Origin of the sequence: Micromonospora sp. C51 (assembly GCF_018070435.1) — a bacterium.
GTDB classification, from domain to species: domain Bacteria; phylum Actinomycetota; class Actinomycetes; order Mycobacteriales; family Micromonosporaceae; genus Micromonospora; species Micromonospora sediminimaris.
The window spans coordinates 514,314-531,987 of the sequence record NZ_JAGPXQ010000001.1 but is presented as its reverse complement, the minus strand read 5'-3'; the positions used below and the strand labels follow the sequence as shown (position 1 = coordinate 531,987).

Here is a 17,674-nt window from a genome sequence, read left to right as displayed (position 1 = left end):
GGAGACGAGACCTGCCGCCGCACGCGGACCGGCCGGAGCGCGGTCAGGACGAGGTCCCGACCCTGCCGGAGTCACGGAGCACGAGAACGGCGGTGGGGTCGAGTCGCAGCGGGTCACCCACCTCGACCCGAGCGCCGGTGAGCAGGTCCACGCCGGACACGGTGGCGGTCACCTCGACGGCATCGGTGCCGTGGTTGAGCAGGAACAGCAGCCGGGCGCCGTCGCCGGTCACACGTGCCGCCGTCTCCAGGCCCGGCACGTCCGGGTAGGGGCCGGCCAGGCCGTGCCGGTCCAGCACCTGCCGCACCACCCAGGAGACGCCGCGCTGGTCCAGCGCCGTGCCGACGTACCAACCGTGGCCGGCACCGTAGGTGTTGCGGGTGACCGCCGGGGTGCCGGCGTACCAGTCGGCGCGGTAGCTGCCCACCACGTCGGCGCCCTCGGGAATGATCAGCTCGAACACCAGCCGGGCGTCGACCTCCAGTTCTTCGGTCCCGGTGCCCAGCCGGACCGGGTTGACCACCTCCGCGCCCCGGGCGTCCCACTCGTCGACCCGTACCCCCGTCAGTGGCACCAGCGGGCCCGGCACGTCGGCCAGGAACGCGTTGCCGTCGACGTCCACCCGGCCGGACAGGAACGTGGTCAGCACCGAGCCGCCCCGTTGCGCCACCTGCGCCAACCGCTCGGCCAGGTCACCGGAGACCAGGTGCAGCGCCGGGGCGACGACCACGGTGTAGCTGGACAGGTCGGCGGTGACCGCGAGCACGTCGACGTCCACCCCGGCGTCCCACAACGCCTGGTAGTAGGCGAGCACCACCTGCTGGTAGCGGACCAGTCGGGATGGTCCGTCGGACATCTCCAGCGCCCACCAGCTGTCCCAGTCGAACAGCAGCGCCACCCGCGCCGGGGTACGCGCGCCGAGCGTGGCGTCGCCGAGCCGACGCAACTCGGCACCCAGCTCGGCCACCTCCCGGAAGACCCGGGTGTCGGCGCGACCGGCATGGCCGATGACCGCGCCGTGGTACTTCTCGCACGCTCCGCGTGACGCGCGTAGCTGGAAGAAGAGCACCGCGTCCGCGCCGTGCGCCACCGCCTGCCAGCTCCACAGCCGCATCACTCCGGGCGGCTTGAGCGGGTTGACGTCGCGGCAGGCCGTCATGCTGGGTGTCTGTTCCATCAGCCAGAACGGCTGTCCATCCTTGAGGCCGCGGATCAGGTCGTGGCTGAGTGCCATCCAGGCCGGCGAGCTGCCCTCCGGCGGGTAGTTGTCCCAGGAGGCGAAGTCCAGGTCCGCGGCCCAGCGGTGGTAGTCGATCGGTCGGTACATGCCCATGAAGTTGGTGGTCACCGGCAGGTCGCTGGACTCGCGGATGGCGGTCTTCTCGTCGCGGAAGTTGGCCAGCATCGCCTCCGACATGAAGCGCCGGTAGTCCAGGGTGATGCCCTGGAAGGCGGTGTGGTCCGGCCCACGCCAGTGCTCGGTCAGTGCCGACGGCGCCTCGATCTCGTCCCAGTCGGTGAAGGTGTGCGACCAGAACGTGGTGTACCAGGCCGCGTTCAGCGCGTCCAGGGTGCCGTAGCGCTCCCGTAGCCACCGGCGGAAGCCGGCCGTGCAGAGATCGCAGTAGCAGGCACCGCCGTACTCGTTGCCGACGTGCCAGGCCACCACCGCCGGATTGTCGGCGTACCGGTGGGCCACCCGGCGGGCCAACTCCGTCGAGAGTCGACGAAACACCGGCGAGTTGGGGCAGGAGTTGTGCCGCTGGCCGAACCGGTGTCGGCGTCCGTCGAAGTCGACGCGGGTCACCTCCGGGTGGGCGCGGGCCAGCCACGCCGGATGCGCGCCGGTGCCGGTGGCCAGGCAGATCATCCGGCCACCTCTGGCGGCCCGGTCCACGATCCGGTCCAGCAGGCTGAAGTCGTACCTGTCGGGGGCGGGCTGGGTCAGTGCCCAGTCGAAGACGCCGAGCGTGACGGTGTCGATCCCGGCCAGGGTGAACAGCCGGTCGTCGTCGTCCCATACCGGCTCGGGCCACTGCTCGGGGTTGTAGTCGCCACCGAACGGCACCTTGGGCGTGGCGGGCCGACTCACTCGACGAATTCCTCGGTGATGATGTCGGTCATCGGTGTGCTGCCCCGGACCAGCACCAGCGCCAGCACCGAGCCGAGGGCGGCGAGCGCCGCCTCCGAGGCGACCATGGTGAGCGCCGTCGCCGCCACCAGCAGCAACGCCGTGCCGACAGCGACCACCGGGGTACGCAGCACGAAGTACCCGGCCAGCCGGAACACGTCGCGCAGCCGGAACGTGAACAGCGACGTGATCACCAGCGCGTTGACCCCCACGACCGACACCCCGGCACCGACCAGCGCCAGCGGCACCGCCCACCAGCCGGGCACCCCCGCCGCCGGCAGGTTGACCAGATTGACCGCGATGACGGTCAGCCACACCAGCGTCGGCACCCAGACCAGCAGCGAGCCGGTCAGGTTGGCCCGGTATCCGCGCCAGAACAACCGCCACGGGTGCAGCTCGGTCAGGTCGAGACGCTGCCGGTGCAGGGCGTACAGCGCGGCGGAGAAGGCCGGGCCGAGCGGTACCGCACAGACCGCGACCAGCGGCAGGTTGCTCACGTGCCGCTCCAACGCGAAGAGCGCCACCAGGCCGGGTGCCGCGCAGACCAGCAGCAGCAACTCCACCACCAGCAGGGTGTAGATCAGCGCCGCCCCTCGGGACAGCGGTCCGGCACCGAACTCCCGACGGGCGGCGGTGCTCACGACGGCTCACCGCCCAGCAGTCGCCTCTCGTCCCACCAGGGCGGAGTCTCGTCGGTCACCGGGCTCACCTCGGCCAGGGTCACCTCGTGCCGGGCCAGGTGCAGATCCAGTTCGACGCGACCGCCCACCACCGGCAGCGAGCCGTGCTGCCGGCCCGGCTCGGCGGCCTGCCGCAGGACGTCCAGTTGGCGGGCGGTGGGGGAGAGCGGCCGGCCCAGTTCACTCCAGGCCCGCCAGGCGTTGCCGGACTCCTCACTGACCGAGGAGCGCAGCAGAAATGCGGTGCGGGCGGCCGGGCCGGCTACCGGCAGCGACAACCGTACGGTGTGGCCGTCCAGCGGTTCACCGCCGGTGACGTCGATCGGCGCCCAGGCCAGCACCGCGATGCGGCCGGTGTCGTCGCGGGTGACCAGGTGGTCCGCGCCACGAGCCAGGATCTGCGGACCCAGCCGGTTCATGAAGGCGTACAGGTGGAACGTGGGTTTGCGGATCTGACGGTGGGTGAGCAGGCCGAAACCGCCGTGGAACAGCGAGGTCGGGATGCCCACCTCCTCGAACACGTCGCTGAAGGTCCAGTACGCGAAGGAGTCGACCAGGTCGCCACCGCCGGCCAGCACCGGGGCGAGGTAGGCGGCGTGGAAGGCGGTGTCGTGGATGGGGTTGTCCGGCCGGTACGAGCTGTTGAACTCGGTGATGTGCACCGGCAGGTCGGCCAGCGCGCTGCCGGCGAGCAGCTGGCGGGGGCTGGCGAACTGCTCCAGCAGCCGCTGCGGAGGTGCCAGGGTCTGGTGTACGCCGAAGGGCACGTGTTGGGCCGGGCCCGAGGTGTAGGCATGCCGGCTCACGAAGTCGATCGGCACCGAACGGTCGGTGACGAACTCGGCGAACCGGGGCAGCCACCCGTCGTCGGCACCGGGGGAGAGCGCCGGGCCGCCGACCTGAAGGGCGGCGTCGACGTCCTTCACCGCGTGTGCGGTCACCTCGTAGAGGCGGTGGTAGGCGTCGGCGTCCGCGTCCTGCCAGAAGTCCTTCAGGTCGGGCTCGTTCCACACCTCGATCGGCCAGCCACGCACCTCGTCCAGGCCGTACCGGTCGACGAGGTGACCGATGGTGGCCCGAACCAGGTCTGCCCACTCGGTGTGCGACCGGGGTGGGGTGACGTTACCGCGCCACCAGAAGACCGTCTGGTCGCCGCTGGCCAGCCCGGAGGGCATGAAACCCAGCTCCACGAACGGCCGGATGCCCAGCTCAAGGTAGGCGTCGACGACCTGGTCGAGGTAGCCGAAGGCGTGCCGGACATGGCGTCGGCCCTGGTGGTCGTACGGTCGGTGCACCCCGACGCCGTCGCTGAGCAGGCCGTGTCCGCGGATGTACCGGAAGCCGATCTCGCGTTGCACCAGGGCCAGTGAATCCTGGTAGTCGCGCCGCAGCGCCAGGTCGAGCCGGCCGGTGCCGACGGCGAGGCGCCACGCGTCGCTCAGTCGGCCGACGGGTTGCTCCGCAACGGTGATACGCATCGTCGTCCCTGTGCTCGGGTGGTAGGTGCCCGGTCCGGTCGCGCCGACACGACCGGACCGGACAGGTCTTCTAGTTCTTCTCCTGGAAGCGCTTGTGCGCCCCGTTGACCATCTCCAGGTAGGCGTCCATGTTCTTGCTCTTCAACTCCGCCACGTACGCGTCCCATTCGGCGAAGTCACGCTGCCCGAGGACGAACTGGAGCGTGGCCTGGTAGACGTGGTCCTTCAGCGGGGTCTCCCACAGCGACACCTGCTCGCGTTCCTCGTCGTTGAGCGGGTACGGCGGCGGCGGCGACTTCGGCGCCCGAGCGTTCATCACCTGCTGGAACTCCTGCTCCTCGGGCGAGAAGAACGCCTGCACCAGCTCGGGCTTGCCGCCGTAGGCGAAGACGCCGTTGTAGAAGCCGAAGTCCTTCTGCAGGTGCTTGGGCGCACCGGGGTTCAGACCGACGACGTCGACCTCCGGCGCGAGCTTGGGCTTGCCGGAGGCGTCCTTGACGAAGGTGGTGCCCTCGACGCCCCACTTGGCGAACTCCTGGCCCGCGTCCGAATACCACAGCCAGTCGACGAACTGCATCATGGCCACGAAGTTCTCGCTGTCGCGGGCCTTGGAAGAGATCATCATGCCGTTCTCGAGTCGGCTGGCCGGGTTGATCTCGCCGGCCGGACCGATCGGCAGCGGAATCTTGGTGATCTTCGCCTTCGGGTTGGTGGCGGCCAGGTCGGGCCGGTAGTCGTTCACCACGGCCTGAGCGTTGGCGCTGATCACGAAGGACTTGCTGTTGGCGAGCTTCTGCCGAGCCAGGTCATCGGTCTGGGTGAAGCTCTCCGGGTCGAGCAGCTTCTCCGACACCAGCTTGTTGAGGTACTGCAACATCTGCTTGTACTGCTCGGTGGCGCCGGTGTACTCGAACTGCTGCGCCTGGGCGTTCCAGCTGACGTGCTGGAAGTTCCAACCGGCGCCTTCCAGGCCGTACGACACGGCCAGCAGGTTGAGCAGGTTGCCCGCCGGGTTGGGCTGGCTCCACCGGTCCGAGAACGGGTAGACGTCCGGGTACGCCGCCTTCATCGCCTTGAGCATCGTGTAGACCTCGTCCCAGGTCTTCGGGACCTCGAGGTTCAGCTCTTCGAGGATGTCGGTGCGGACCGCCAGCGAGTAGTCGTGCCAGGGCTTCTCGTGCAGACCCGGCAGCAGGTAGAACTTGCCGTCCTGCTGGCGCAGGGTGTCGATCTCAGGCTTGAGGTTCCACTTCTCGATCTTGTCCTTGAGGTTCGGCATCAGATCGAGGTAGTCGCTGACCGGCAGGATCGCCCCCGAGGAGACGTACGCGTGCACGTCCGGCGGATAGGTCTTCGGGATCAGCAGCGGCGCGTCGCCGGCACCGATGAGCAGGCTGCGCTTCTGGTTGTAGTCGCTCAGCGGGACCGCTACCTTTTCGAGGCTGACGTTCGTCCGGGACTTCAACTCCGTCCAGAACAGCCAGTCCTCGTTGAGCGGATAGTTCGGGTGGTTGTTGTAGAGGACGGAGAAGGAGAGCGGCTCGGTGGCCTTGAACTGGGTACCGGCGGCGTAGTTCTCCATCGCGCCGACCCGGTTCTCCGACAGGTCCTCGCTGTCGGACGAGTCGTCGCCACAGGCGGTGACGCTGCTGAGGGCTAGCAGCACGGCAGCAGCCGCCGCCGCGTGACGCCACGATCTGCGGAACATGGCGGGATCCTTTCAACTCGGTGGTGAGAGGGGTGTTTCTTCTGGTCAGCCCTTGACCGCGCCGAGCATGATGCCCCGGACGAAATACCGCTGGACGAAGGGATAGACCAGGAGGATCGGCAGAGTGGTGAGCACGATGGTCACGGCCTTGAGCGTCGCCTCGGCCTGTACCTCGTTGGCCTCGGTGATCGCCCCGACGTTCTCCGCGCCGGTGGCACCGGCGATCAGGTTTCGCAGGTACACGGTGACCGGCCAGAGTTCCTGCCGGTCCATGTAGAGGAAGGCCGCGAACCAGGAGTTCCAGAAGGCCACCGCGTAGAAGAGCACCATCGTGGCGACGATGGCCTTCGACAGCGGCAGCACGATCCGCAGCAGGATGCCGTACGTGTTGAGCCCGTCGACCGCGGCGGCCTCCTCCAGCTCCGTCGGCAGGCTCTCGAAGAACGCCTTCATGACCAACAGGTTGAACACGTTGATGGCGTTGGGGAGCGCGATGGCCCAGACGCTGTTCTTCAGGCCCAGGCTGGTGACCAGGACGTAGTTGGGAATGAGGCCGCCGGTGAAGAACATGGTGAAGACCGCGATGCCGATCAGCACCCCGCGTCCCTTGAGCTGTTTCTTCGACAGCACGTACGCGTAGCAGGTGGTCATCACGATCGAGATGACCGTGGCGGTGACCGTATAGAACACGGTGTTGCGATAGTTCGTCCAGAACAGCGAGTCGGACATCAGCAGCTGGTACGTCTCCAAGGTGAACCCACGCGGTACGAGATTCACCTGGCCGGCGATGATGTACGCCTCGTCGCTCATCGAACGAGCCACGATGTTGACGAACGGGTAGAGCGTCACCACCACCACGAGGGTCAGGATGATCCCGTTGACCACCTGGAACACCCGGTAGCCCCGGGTCTCCTTGATGCCCCGGCGACGGGGGCGGGGCGTGGACTCGGTGGGCCGCTCGGCGGTGTCGACGGTCACCACAGGCTCGTCCCCACCGTGCGGCGGGCGATCAGGTTCGCCGAGACGACCAGGATCAACCCGATCACCGCCTCGAACAGCCCGATCGCGGCGGCGTAGCTGAAGTTGCTGGACTGGAAGCCCATCCGGAACAGGTAGGTGGAGATCACGTCCGCGGTCGGATAGGTCAGCGGGTTGTACAGCAGCAGGATCTTCTCGAAGCCGACCGCCATGAAGGCGCCGATGTTGAGGATCAGCAACGTCACCATCGTGGGGCGGATGCCCGGCAGCGTGACGTGCCAGGTCTGCCGCCAACGGTTGGCGCCATCGATGCGGGCCGCCTCGTAGAGGTCCTCGTCGATGGTGGTGAGTGCTGCCAGGTAGAGGATCGTGCCCCAGCCGACGGTCTGCCAGACCTCCGAGGAGACGTAGATGGTGCGGAACCACTCCGGCCGTTGCAGGAACGGGATGGCCTCGCCGCCACTGGCGCGGACGAGCTGGTTGACCGTGCCGTCCACCTGCAGCAGCTGCATGACGATGGCTGCCACGATCACGATGGACAGGAAGTGCGGCAGGTAGGACACCGACTGCACGAAGCGCTTGAGCTTGCGGGCCCGTACCTCGTTGAGCAGCAGTGCCAGCACGATCGGCAGCGGGAAGCAGAACAGCAGGGTCAGCGCACCCAGCACCAGCGTGTTGGTGAAGACGTTCCAGAACGTCGGATCGTTGAGGAACATCTTGAAGTACCGCAGCCCGACCCAGTACTCGCCGAAGATGTTGCCGCCGGGCTGAAACCGGCGGAAGGCGATGATGTTGCCCAGCATCGGCAGGTACCGGAAGATCAGGAAGAACAGCAGCGGCAGGACCGCCAGCGAGTACAGCTGCCAGTCGCGCCGCAGCGCGCGCCGCCAGGGCTGCCGGGCGGCGCGTGGCCGTGGGCTCGGCGTCGCCGTGTCGGGGCTGGACGCCGACGAGGTCAGGGTGGTCACGCTACTCATGGCCGGCCCTCCGGCGCGGGCCCGGCGACTGGTTCGACGCGTACCCGGGACAGTAGTTCGCGGTGGTGACCGACCTCGCGCTCGCCGCCCTCCAGCCGCAGAGCCAGGCCCGCCACCACGTCACCGCTGGAGCGGCTGAGCCGCAGCTGTACCTCGCCGGGCTCGACCACCCGCCGGCCGTGCAGCCCGGTGAACGAGGTGACGTCGGCAGGGACCGTGAAGCTGACCCGAGCCATTCCGCCGGGCTCCACCGGGACCCGCGCGTAACCGATCAGGCGCACCACCGGGCGCGTGGTCTGCGCCACCGGATCGTGCAGGTAGAGCTGAACCACCTCGGTGCCGGCCCGGGCGCCGGTGTTGCGGACCGTGACGCCGACGGTCACCTCCCCGTCGACCGGCCAGGCCGTCGGCTCCCCGGTGCCGCCACCCGGCGCGTCGCTGACCTCGGCGTCGTTCCACTCGAAGGTGGTGTAGCTGAGACCGTGGCCGAACGGGAACGCCGGCGTCGGGTCCACCGAGGACACCGTCGACCGCTGGCCCAGGATGGGGGTGAGGTAGGTGCCGGGCAGCCCACCGGCGTGCCGGGGCACGCTGACCGGCAGCCTCCCCGACGGATCGACCGCGCCGGTGAGGATCTCGGCCAACGCCTGACCGCCGAGCTGGCCGGGGAAGAACGCCTGCACGATGGCGCTCGCGCTGTCCGCCGCGTCGCCCAAGGCGTACGGGCGGCCGGAGAGGACCACCAGGACGACCGGCGTCCCGGTGGCCAGCACCGCGCGTACCAGTTCCGCCTGCACTCCGGGCAGCTCAAGATCGACCGCGTCGCAGCCCTCGCCGGACGTGCCCCGGCCGAACATGCCGGCCCGGTCGCCGACGGCCAGGACGCAGACGTCAGCGTCGGCGGCCGCCTGAACCGCCGCCGCGATGCCCGAGGTGTCGTCGCCGGTGATGTCGGTACCCGGTACGTGGGTCAGCTGCGGATGCCGCCGTGCAAGCGCCTCGCGCAGGGAGGGGATCTCGACCCCGATGCCGTGTTCGGGGTGGTGCACCCCGACGTGCAGCGGGAACGTGTAGCAGCCGAGCATCGCCATCGCGTCGTCCGCGACCGGGCCGACCAGGGCGACCCGCTGGTGATCGGCGAGGGGCAGCAGCCCGTCCCGGTTGCGGAGCAGAACGACGGACTGGCGGGCCAGCCGCAGGGCGACGGCCTGATTGGCCTCGTCGTCGAAGCGCAGCGCCTCGACATCCGCCGGCAACTCCTGCCAGTCCTCGTCGAGCAGCCCCAGCTCGATCTTCTGAATCAGCACCCGCCGCAGCGCCCGGTCGACCAGGCCCTCGCTGACCTCGCCGGAGCGTACCGCCGCCGCCAGGGGCGCGCCGTAGGCATCCACGGTGGGCAGCTCGACGTCGATGCCGGCCCGTAGCGCCAGCCGCGCCGCCGCCGCCGCGTCGGCGGCGACACCGTGCAGGGTCTCCAGGAACCGGACGGCGAAGTAGTCGGCGACCAGCACCCCGTCGAAGCCCCACTGCTCCCGCAGCGTCCGGGTGAGCAGATCCTCGTCGGCCGCCGCCGGCACACCGTCGATTTCGGCGTACGAGTTCATCACCGACCGCGCCCCACCGAGGCGCAGGGCCATCTCGAAGGGCGGCAGGATCACGTCGGCCAGTTCCCGGCGCCCCATCGCAGTCGGTGCCAGGTTCCGGCCGCCGCGCGACGCCGAGTAGCCGGCGAAGTGCTTCAACGTCGCCACCACGCCGGCCCGCTCCAACCCGCGCACGTACGCCGCGCCGACCGTGCCGACCAGGTACGGATCCTCGGCGATCGTCTCCTCGGTGCGCCCCCAGCGGTAGTCGCGAGTGACGTCCAGCACCGGTGCGAGTCCCTGATGGACACCGGCGGCCCGCATCGACCGGCCGATCAGCGTGGCCATCTCCTCGACCAGCTCCGGGTCGAAGGCCGCGCCCCAGCTCAGCGGCGTCGGGTAGACGGTCGCCCGCCAGGCGGCGAAGCCGGTGAGGCACTCCTCGTGCACCTGCGCCGGGATGCCGAACCGGTTTGCCGCAACGATCTGCGCCTGCGACGCGGCCAGGGAACGCACGCCGAGGACCGGATCGACCGGCGCGGTTCCGAACGGCCGCGTCAACTGCCCCAGGCCGTGCCGGATCGCCTCCGACCACGGCGGGGTGTGCTCGACCATGTCGGTCTGATGGGGAGCGACGCCCTCACCGGAGGCGTCCGCACCGACCCAGAGGCCGACCAGCTGAGCGAGCTTCTCTTCCAGCGACATCAGCGGGATGAGCGCATCGGCCCGTTCGTCGGGTCGCAGCTTCGGATCACGCCAACGATCGGCGCGCTCGGACGCCAATCGGTCGTCGACGGGCAGCTGACTTGTCATGCGAACCCCTCCGGCCGGGGCCGGGAGGTCTCCCGGCAGGCCACGCCGACCGCCGTGCAGCACGGCGATTATCGAAATTTTCGGAAACCAGTCGGACACCTGTGTCGGGGAACCTAAGCGCGTCGACAGGGCATGTCAAGAGCCGTGGAAAGACTGTTCAGGCCCTACTTGCCGTGCTGGTAAGCGATTGCCCGTATTCATCGCCGCGAGTGGGCAGCATCGACTTGGGTCACCTTCCGCCGGTTCGATGCGTGCTACAGTCTCCGAAATTTTCGGAATCGTTGCAGAGGATCCGATGGCAGAGAAGCGTTCTCCGGCAGCGCTCGGCTCCGCGACCATCGCGACCATCGCGCGGGAGGTCGGCGTCTCCTCGGCCACCGTCTCGAAGGTCCTCAACGGACGGTCGGACGTGGCCGCCGTGACCCGGGCGCGCGTCGAGGCCAGCTTGCAACGGCACCGCTACCGTCGGCGCTCCCGTCGGGCCCCCGGAGAGGGCCAGATCGACCTGGTGTTCCACGAGTTCGGTTCCGACTGGGCCCTGGAGATCATCAGGGGTGTCGAGGCGGTCGCCGCCCTCACCGGGGTGAACGTGATGCTGTCGCAGCTCAGTGCCGCTCGTAGGCCACCGCAGTCCTGGGTCGACGCGGCGGTCGCCCGGCGCCCCCTCGGGGTGTTGCTGGTCATGTGCAACCTCACCGAACCGCAGCGGCAACAGTTGCAGCGCCAGTCGATCCCCGTGGTCGTCATCGACACCGACAGCGCCAGCGTGGCCTCCGTGCCCACCGTCGGCTCGAACAACTGGAACGGCGGGCTGATCGCCACCCGGCACCTGTTGGATCTCGGGCACCGCCGGATCGCGGTCATCTCCGGCCCACGGGACGTGCTCTGTGCCCGGGCCCGCACGGCCGGCTTCCGTTGTGCCCATGAGGAGCTCGGCGTCCCGATCGATGCCACGCTGGTCCGCCATGGCAACTTCCACCTCGACGCCGGCTACACCCACGGCATCGAGCTGCTCAGTCGGCCCGACCGGCCGTCGGCGATCTTCGCCGGCTCCGACCTGCAGGCGTTGGGGGTGTTGCGGGCGGCCCGGCAGCTCGGCCTCGACGTTCCCGGCGACGTGTCGGTGGTCGGCTACGACAACCTGCCACTCTCGGCCTGGGTCGGTCCGGCCCTGACCACGGTCAATCAGCCGCTGCGCGACATGGCCGGCACCGCCACCCAGATGCTGCTCGACCTCGCGCGCGGCAACGCCCTGCCCACCAGCCGGATAGACCTGGTCGCCGAGCTGGTGATCCGGGAGAGCACCGCGCCGCCCTCACATTCATGACCGAGCCCGCTGCGAGGAGCCATGCCCCTGTTCGACCTCCCGCTGGACCAGTTGCGCCAGTACACGCCGCCCGTGGCCGAGCCCGCCGACTTCGACACGTTCTGGCAGTCCACCCTGGACGCGTCGACCCAGTCGCCGGTGCTGCTCGACCTCCGGCCCGAACCGACCGACCTGCGCCTGGTGGACAGCTGGGACGTCACCTTCGCCGGCTTCGCCGGCGACCCGGTCCGGGCCTGGTACAACCGCCCGGCCGGGGTCGACGAGGCGCTGCCGGTGATCGTGGAGTACGTCGGCTACGGCCGTGGCCGGGGCCTGCCACACGAACGTTTGACCTGGCCGGTTGCCGGCTACGCCCACCTGCTGATGGACGCCAGGGGACAGTCCGGCCAGTACGGCGCGGGGGACACGCCGGACCCGCACGGTGAGGCGGCCGGTGGGCCCTCGCCGGTGACCCGCGGCATCATGACCCCGGAGGGCTACTACTACCGTCGGCTCATCACCGACGCGGTGCGGGCGGTCCAGGCGGCCCGTGCTCTGCCGGGAGTCGACCCGCACCGGGTGGTGGCAGCCGGCAACAGCCAGGGCGGTGGGTTGTCCCTCGCGGTCGCCGGGCTGGTCGGTGACCTCGCCGCCGTGCTCACCACCGCGCCGTTCCTCTGCCACCCGCAGCGGGCCCTGGAAATCACCGAGGTCGGCGTGTACGGCGAGATCGTCAACTACCTCGCGGTCAACCGCGACGCGGAGCCGGCCGTACGCCGCACGCTGTCATACGTCGACGGGGTCAGCTTCGCCCGTCGGGCCAATGCGCCGGTCCACTTCGGCATCGGGCTGCGGGACATGGTGTGCCCGCCGAGCACCGGGTTCGCCGCCTACAACCACTACGGTGCCGCCGCCGGTGGTCCGCCACCCGAGCGCACGATGCACGTCTATCCGTTCAACGGCCACGAACACGGCGACGCCACCCAGGTGCGGCGCCAGCTGCGCTGGCTGGCTGACGTGCTCGGCGAGGACACCACGGATCGGTCGGTCGGCCCGAAACTTTCGAGGGCTCTGATCTCACCGGCATGACCACATTCCCGGTGGCGCGCCGACGACAGCGGAGTCGGATCGGGACGGGGACGAACGGTCAAAGAGTGCGGCGGCGCGTTGAGCTTTCGGACCTGTTTCGATAAGGTTTTCGATACAACAGCCTCGATCTACTCATGATGGCCGGCTGAGTGCACCGGCCGACGCGGCATCCGGGCGACCGCGTCGGCGACGGAGGGCCATCGTGTTGGGCAGTAGTCGGGGCCGGCTTCTCATCAGCACGGCTTCGTCGAAAGGCTCATGCCATGAACAACGCCCACGCCCGCGCCAGCGGGCGGCCGGCTACCCGACTGCGATCGCGCGCCGCGCTGGTCTCGGCCGCAGTCGGTCTCGCCCTCGTCGCCACCAGCATGGTGGTGACCTCCAGCGCCCAGGCTGCCGAGTCCACCCTCGGTGCGGCCGCGGCCCAGTCCGGCCGGTACTTCGGCGCCGCGGTGGCGGCGAACAAGCTCTCCGACTCCACCTACGTCGGCATCCTCAACCGTGAGTTCAACTCGGTCACGGCCGAGAACGAGATGAAGATCGACGCACTCGAGCCGCAGCAGGGGCGGTTCACCTACACGAACGCGGACCGGATCGTCAACCACGCCCTGTCCCGGGGCTGGAAGGTCCGGGGTCACACCCTGGCCTGGCACTCGCAGCAGCCCGAGTGGATGCGGAACATGTCGGGCACCGCGTTGCGAAACGCGATGCTCAACCACGTCACCCAGGTCGCGACCTACTACCGCGGCAAGATCGACTCGTGGGACGTGGTGAACGAGGCGTTCGACGACGGCAACAACGGCGCGCGGCGGGACTCGAACCTGCAGCGCACCGGCAACGACTGGATCGAGGCCGCGTTCCGGGCCGCCCGGGCCGCCGACCCGGGCGCCAAGCTCTGCTACAACGACTACAACACCGACAACTGGACCTGGGCCAAGACCCAGGCCGTGTACCGGATGGTGCAGGACTTCAAGCAGCGTGGCGTGCCGATCGACTGCGTCGGGTTCCAGTCGCACTTCAACGCCCAGTCGGCGTACAACAGCAACTACCGCACCACGCTGTCCAGCTTCGCCGCCCTCGGCGTGGACGTGCAGATCACCGAGCTGGACATCGAAGGCTCCGGCACCCAGCAGGCGGACACGTACCGTCGGGTGGTCCAGGACTGCCTCGCGGTCCCGCGGTGCAACGGCATCACTGTGTGGGGCATCCGGGACAGCGACTCGTGGCGCTCGTACGGCACCCCGCTGCTGTTCGACAACAACGGCAACAAGAAGCAGGCGTACAACGCGACGCTTGAAGCCCTGAACGCGGGCGGGACCACCCCGCCGCCCACCACCCCGCCGCCGACGAGCCCGCCGCCGAGCACCCCGCCGCCCACGACTCCGCCGCCGAGCACCCCGCCGCCCGGTGGATCCGGATGCACCGCATCGGTGGCGTCGCTGGACCAGTGGAACGGTGGCTTCGTCGCTCAGATCCGGGTCACCGCAGGTTCCAGCAGTTTGAACGGCTGGGCGGTGACCATCGGGCTTCCGGGCGGTAGCTCGTTGACCAACACGTGGAACGCCAACCCCAGCGGTACCAGTGGCAATGTGACGTTCCGCAACGTCAGCTACAACGGTAGTGTCGCCGCCGGCGGCACCGCCAGCTTCGGCTTCCAGGGCACCGGTACCGGGCCATCCGGTAGCCTCGCCTGCTCCGGGAGCTGATCCGTCAGCACCACATCGGGCCCGGCGCGGACATGTCCGCGCCGGGCCTTTGGCGCACCAGGTGCCACCTGGCTCAGCGGTTCAGGCCGAGCGCCACGTCACCAGTTGTGTAGGGTGCCGTCCTCCAACCGGTTCACCGGCAGCGAAGCCGGGCGGTACGGGTGCCGCGCCGCCAACTCCTCGTCGATGTCGACGCCGAGCCCCGGCTCCTCCGACGGGTGCAGGCAACCGTCGGCGAAGCGGTACGAGTGCGGGAAGACCGCGTCGGTCGCCTCGGTGTGCGGCAGATACTCCTGTAGACCGAAGTTGGGGATGCTGATGTCGAGATGCAAAGCCGCGGCCAGGCACACCGGGGACAGCGTGGTGGTGCCGTGCGACCCGCTGCGTACGTGGTACAGGTGGGCGAGGTCGAAGATCCGACGTAGATGGGTGATGCCCCCCGCGTGCACGACGGTGGCCCGCACGTAGTCGATGAGCTGCTCGGTGATGAGCTGCTGGCAGTCCCAGATGCTGTTGAAGACCTCGCCGACGGCGATCGGCGTGGTGGTGTGCTGGCGGATCAGCCGGAAGCCCTCCTGCAACTCCGCCGGCACCGGGTCCTCCAGCCAGGTCAGCGCGTACGGCTCCAGGGCTTTGCCCAGCCGGGCGGCCTCGATCGGGGTGAGCCGGTGGTGCACGTCGTGCAGCAGCTTCACCTCCGGCCCGAACTCGCTGCGTACCTGGGCGAAGACCGACGGCACATGGGTGAGGTAGCGTTCGCTGTTCCACACGGTCTCGGCCGGGACGGCCGCGCCCGTCGGCTGATAGGCCGCGCCGTCCTGGGCCACGCCGTAGGTGTCGGCCAGCCCGGGCACGCCGCACTGCACCCGGATCGCGCGGTACCCGAGATCGAGGTGGCGGGCCATCTCGGCGAGCAGGCCGTCCACCGTGGGCGCGTTCGCGTGGCCGTAGACGGTGACCCCGTCGCGGCTGCGACCGCCCAGCAGTTGGTACACCGGCAGCCCGGCCACCTTGCCCTTGATGTCCCACAGCGCGGTGTCCACCGCCGCGATGGCGCTCATCGTCACCGGGCCGCGCCGCCAGTACGCGCCCCGGTACAGGTACTGCCAGGTGTCCTCGATCCGGTCGGCCTCCCGACCGATCAACAGCGGTACGACGTGCTCGGTCAGGTAACTCGCGACCGCGATCTCCCGGCCGGTGAGGGTGGCATCGCCGACCCCGGTCACCCCGTCGTCCGTCACGAGCTTCAACGTCACGAAGTTCCGGCCGGGACAGGTGACGATGACCCGGGCATCGGCGATCTTCATCCAGGCTCCTCACCGGTGGCCGACGGCATCGACGCGAGCCAGTCTGGGATCACCCCCATGATCTGTCAACCAACTCCGAGCGTGCGGCCGTTCGGTCGCCTTACCTGCCCGACGCGCCCCGCGAGCCCGGCGGTCCGTTGACGGACCGCCGGGACGGGTGCGGGCGACCTGGGCACGGTCAGCAGCGGTTGATGCTCGAATTGTTGAGGGTGATGTTGCTGATGGTCAGGTTGGTCGTGCAGGGGCTCTCCAGGATCCGACTGTTGACCAGGGTGAAGTTGCGCAGGGTGATGTCGCGGTTGCCGGGGAACTCCGTCCGCGCCGCCAGTCGAACCTCCCCGCCCCCGCTGATGGTGCCGCCGCCGGCCGCGATGTCCACGCCGTAGCAGTTCTCGATCAGGATCGCGTTGTTGCCGGTGTTGGCGATGTCGACCCGGTTGACCGCCACGCCGCCGGACTCGGAGACGCAGAAGACGCCCCGGCCGCCGCCGCGTGCCCGTACGGTGTCGACCCGAATGTTGATCGGGTAACCGGAGCCGATCCGCCCGGCGCGGTTGGCGGTGCGGAACGCCGCGTAGCCGGTGCCGGTGCCGGCGTTCTCCGCGTCGACGGTGGTCACGGTCGCGTTGATGGTCTCGTTGAGCAGCAGGCCGGAACCGCCGACGTTGCGGGCGGTCACCGTGCCCACGGTGAGGCCGTCCACGCCGTACGTCTCGACGCCGTGGGTGCTGGTGCCGGAGACGTAAACGTTGTCGATGCGGACGTTGCGCGTCCACTGGCTGGTGTCGCCCCGGTTGTCGATGCGTACGCCCAGGCCGCTGGACAGGCGCAGGTCGATCTGGCCGAGGATCACGTTCGTGACGTTGCGCATGAAGATGCCGTAGAGGGGCGCGCCGGTGACGGTGAGATTCTGCACCTCGACCTGAGTGGTGCCGCGCGAGTAGATCGGTGCCTGGTCACCGGAGCCGGAACCGGTCACGTTGATCGTGCCGCAGACGTCGATCGTCGTGTAGCTCGGCAGGGAGATGCGCGAGCCGGCGCTGATCGAGCCGGAACCGCGTACCACGACCCGTTGCTTGCTGGTCCGGCCGGCGCTGAGGCTGTTCACCGCGGCCTGCACGGCGGACCGCATGTCGCTGCCGGTGTAGACCGTGCTGCCGCCGTTGCGGGCGGTCCAGGTGCCGCCGTTGAGCACCGCCTCGGCCTGGAACGAGCCGCTGCCGCAGCCGTTGCCGTTGCCACCTCCCAGGGTGACCAGCTGCCACTGCTGGTTGGCGCCGTCGTGGTCCTGGTACTGCGAGATCATGCCGCCGTCGGCGGTGGACCAGCCCCACACGTCGAGAACCTTGTTGGAGTGCCGGTTGACGAACCGGACGTACCCACCGGCGGAGTCGGCGAGTCGGAAGTGCTGGCGGGTGTTGCCGCTGGCCGCGGCGTTCTGCACGAGTTGGACACCGTCGTTGGCGTTCGGCAGTTCGAGGACCTTGCCGCTGTGCACGGAGCGGACCTGGTAGTAGCCGCTTCCCACGTCGACGAACCGCCACTGCTGCACGGCGGCGTCGTTGCGGGCGTACTGGTTGATCGGGGCATTGTCGGCGGTGGACCAGTTCCACACATCCATCGCCTTGCCGCTGTGCCGGTTGACGAACACGTAGGTGGCGTTGGGATCGACCGTCGCGGCCTGGGCGCTCGGCGAGGCCACCGTCACGCCGGCGCCGACCAGCGCCAACGTGCTGACGGCGACCAGCCAGCGCCGAGCCGTTCGTCTTCCTGTCCTGAGCAGCATGCGGGTTCCTCCGGGTGCGAGTGCGGTGGTGGAGCGCGTGCCGGAGTGGTGAACGACGCAGAGCAAGCGCTTTCCTGGCATCGACAGCAATATATCTTCCGGTCTGGCCTAAACCAAGTGAGCAGTGGCGAC

Annotated in this window: 12 protein-coding genes; 3 read left to right on the top strand and 9 right to left on the bottom strand. The window is 69.2% G+C overall.

The window, feature by feature from the left end; genetic code table 11:
- Nucleotides 1-43 precede the first annotated feature (43 nt).
- The 7 genes from KBX50_RS33505 to KBX50_RS02395 form a co-directional block, all read right to left on the bottom strand.
- The gene (locus KBX50_RS33505) at nucleotides 44-2,092 is read right to left on the bottom strand and encodes a beta-galactosidase (protein ID WP_210934192.1); all 2,049 of its coding nucleotides are present in this window, start codon (nucleotides 2,090-2,092) and stop codon (nucleotides 44-46) included.
- Nucleotides 2,089-2,772: a DUF624 domain-containing protein gene (locus tag KBX50_RS02420; protein ID WP_210934190.1), complete on the bottom strand. Its 684-nt coding sequence runs from the start codon at nucleotides 2,770-2,772 to the stop codon at nucleotides 2,089-2,091. Before KBX50_RS02420 ends, KBX50_RS33505 begins: the two co-directional genes overlap by 4 nt.
- The gene (locus tag KBX50_RS02415) at nucleotides 2,769-4,289 is read right to left on the bottom strand and encodes a xylan 1,4-beta-xylosidase (RefSeq protein WP_210934189.1); all 1,521 of its coding nucleotides are present in this window, start codon (nucleotides 4,287-4,289) and stop codon (nucleotides 2,769-2,771) included. Before KBX50_RS02415 ends, KBX50_RS02420 begins: the two co-directional genes overlap by 4 nt.
- Before the next feature lie 70 nt (nucleotides 4,290-4,359).
- The gene (locus KBX50_RS02410) at nucleotides 4,360-5,997 is read right to left on the bottom strand and encodes an extracellular solute-binding protein (protein WP_210934188.1); all 1,638 of its coding nucleotides are present in this window, start codon (nucleotides 5,995-5,997) and stop codon (nucleotides 4,360-4,362) included.
- A 45-nt stretch (nucleotides 5,998-6,042) separates the two neighbouring features.
- Nucleotides 6,043-6,975, bottom strand: coding sequence for a carbohydrate ABC transporter permease (locus KBX50_RS32600; protein ID WP_307870808.1), 933 nt, complete (start codon nucleotides 6,973-6,975; stop codon nucleotides 6,043-6,045).
- On the bottom strand, nucleotides 6,972-7,952 hold the full coding sequence (locus KBX50_RS02400) for a sugar ABC transporter permease (protein WP_210934186.1): 981 nt from the start codon (nucleotides 7,950-7,952) through the stop codon (nucleotides 6,972-6,974). Before KBX50_RS02400 ends, KBX50_RS32600 begins: the two co-directional genes overlap by 4 nt.
- Nucleotides 7,949-10,348, bottom strand: coding sequence for a glycoside hydrolase family 3 N-terminal domain-containing protein (locus KBX50_RS02395; protein ID WP_247672892.1), 2,400 nt, complete (start codon nucleotides 10,346-10,348; stop codon nucleotides 7,949-7,951). The genes KBX50_RS02400 and KBX50_RS02395 overlap by 4 nt, the downstream gene beginning before the upstream one ends.
- A 295-nt stretch (nucleotides 10,349-10,643) precedes the next feature.
- On the opposite strand from KBX50_RS02395, the gene KBX50_RS02390 reads away from it, so the two are divergent.
- The 3 genes from KBX50_RS02390 to KBX50_RS02380 all read left to right on the top strand — a co-directional run bounded on the left by KBX50_RS02390 (nucleotide 10,644) and on the right by KBX50_RS02380 (nucleotide 14,449).
- Nucleotides 10,644-11,675 carry a LacI family DNA-binding transcriptional regulator gene (locus KBX50_RS02390; protein WP_210934185.1) on the top strand — a complete coding sequence of 344 codons (1,032 nt, stop codon included), beginning with the start codon at nucleotides 10,644-10,646 and terminating at the stop codon, nucleotides 11,673-11,675.
- Between the two features lie 21 nt (nucleotides 11,676-11,696).
- Nucleotides 11,697-12,743: an acetylxylan esterase gene (locus KBX50_RS02385; protein WP_210934183.1), complete on the top strand. Its 1,047-nt coding sequence runs from the start codon at nucleotides 11,697-11,699 to the stop codon at nucleotides 12,741-12,743.
- A 263-nt stretch (nucleotides 12,744-13,006) separates the two neighbouring features.
- Entirely contained in the window at nucleotides 13,007-14,449 is a 1,443-nt protein-coding gene (locus KBX50_RS02380; RefSeq protein WP_210934181.1) for an endo-1,4-beta-xylanase, read from the top strand.
- 98 nt (nucleotides 14,450-14,547) lie between these two features.
- Here the strand turns inward: KBX50_RS02380 and manD are convergent, their stop codons facing one another.
- The gene (gene manD, locus KBX50_RS02375; RefSeq protein WP_210934179.1) at nucleotides 14,548-15,756 is read right to left on the bottom strand and encodes a D-mannonate dehydratase ManD; all 1,209 of its coding nucleotides are present in this window, start codon (nucleotides 15,754-15,756) and stop codon (nucleotides 14,548-14,550) included.
- Between the two features lie 178 nt (nucleotides 15,757-15,934).
- A complete protein-coding gene (locus KBX50_RS02370; RefSeq protein WP_247672891.1) occupies nucleotides 15,935-17,542 on the bottom strand; it encodes an RICIN domain-containing protein in 1,608 nt (535 codons plus the stop codon).
- Between the last annotated feature and the right edge of the window lie 132 nt (nucleotides 17,543-17,674).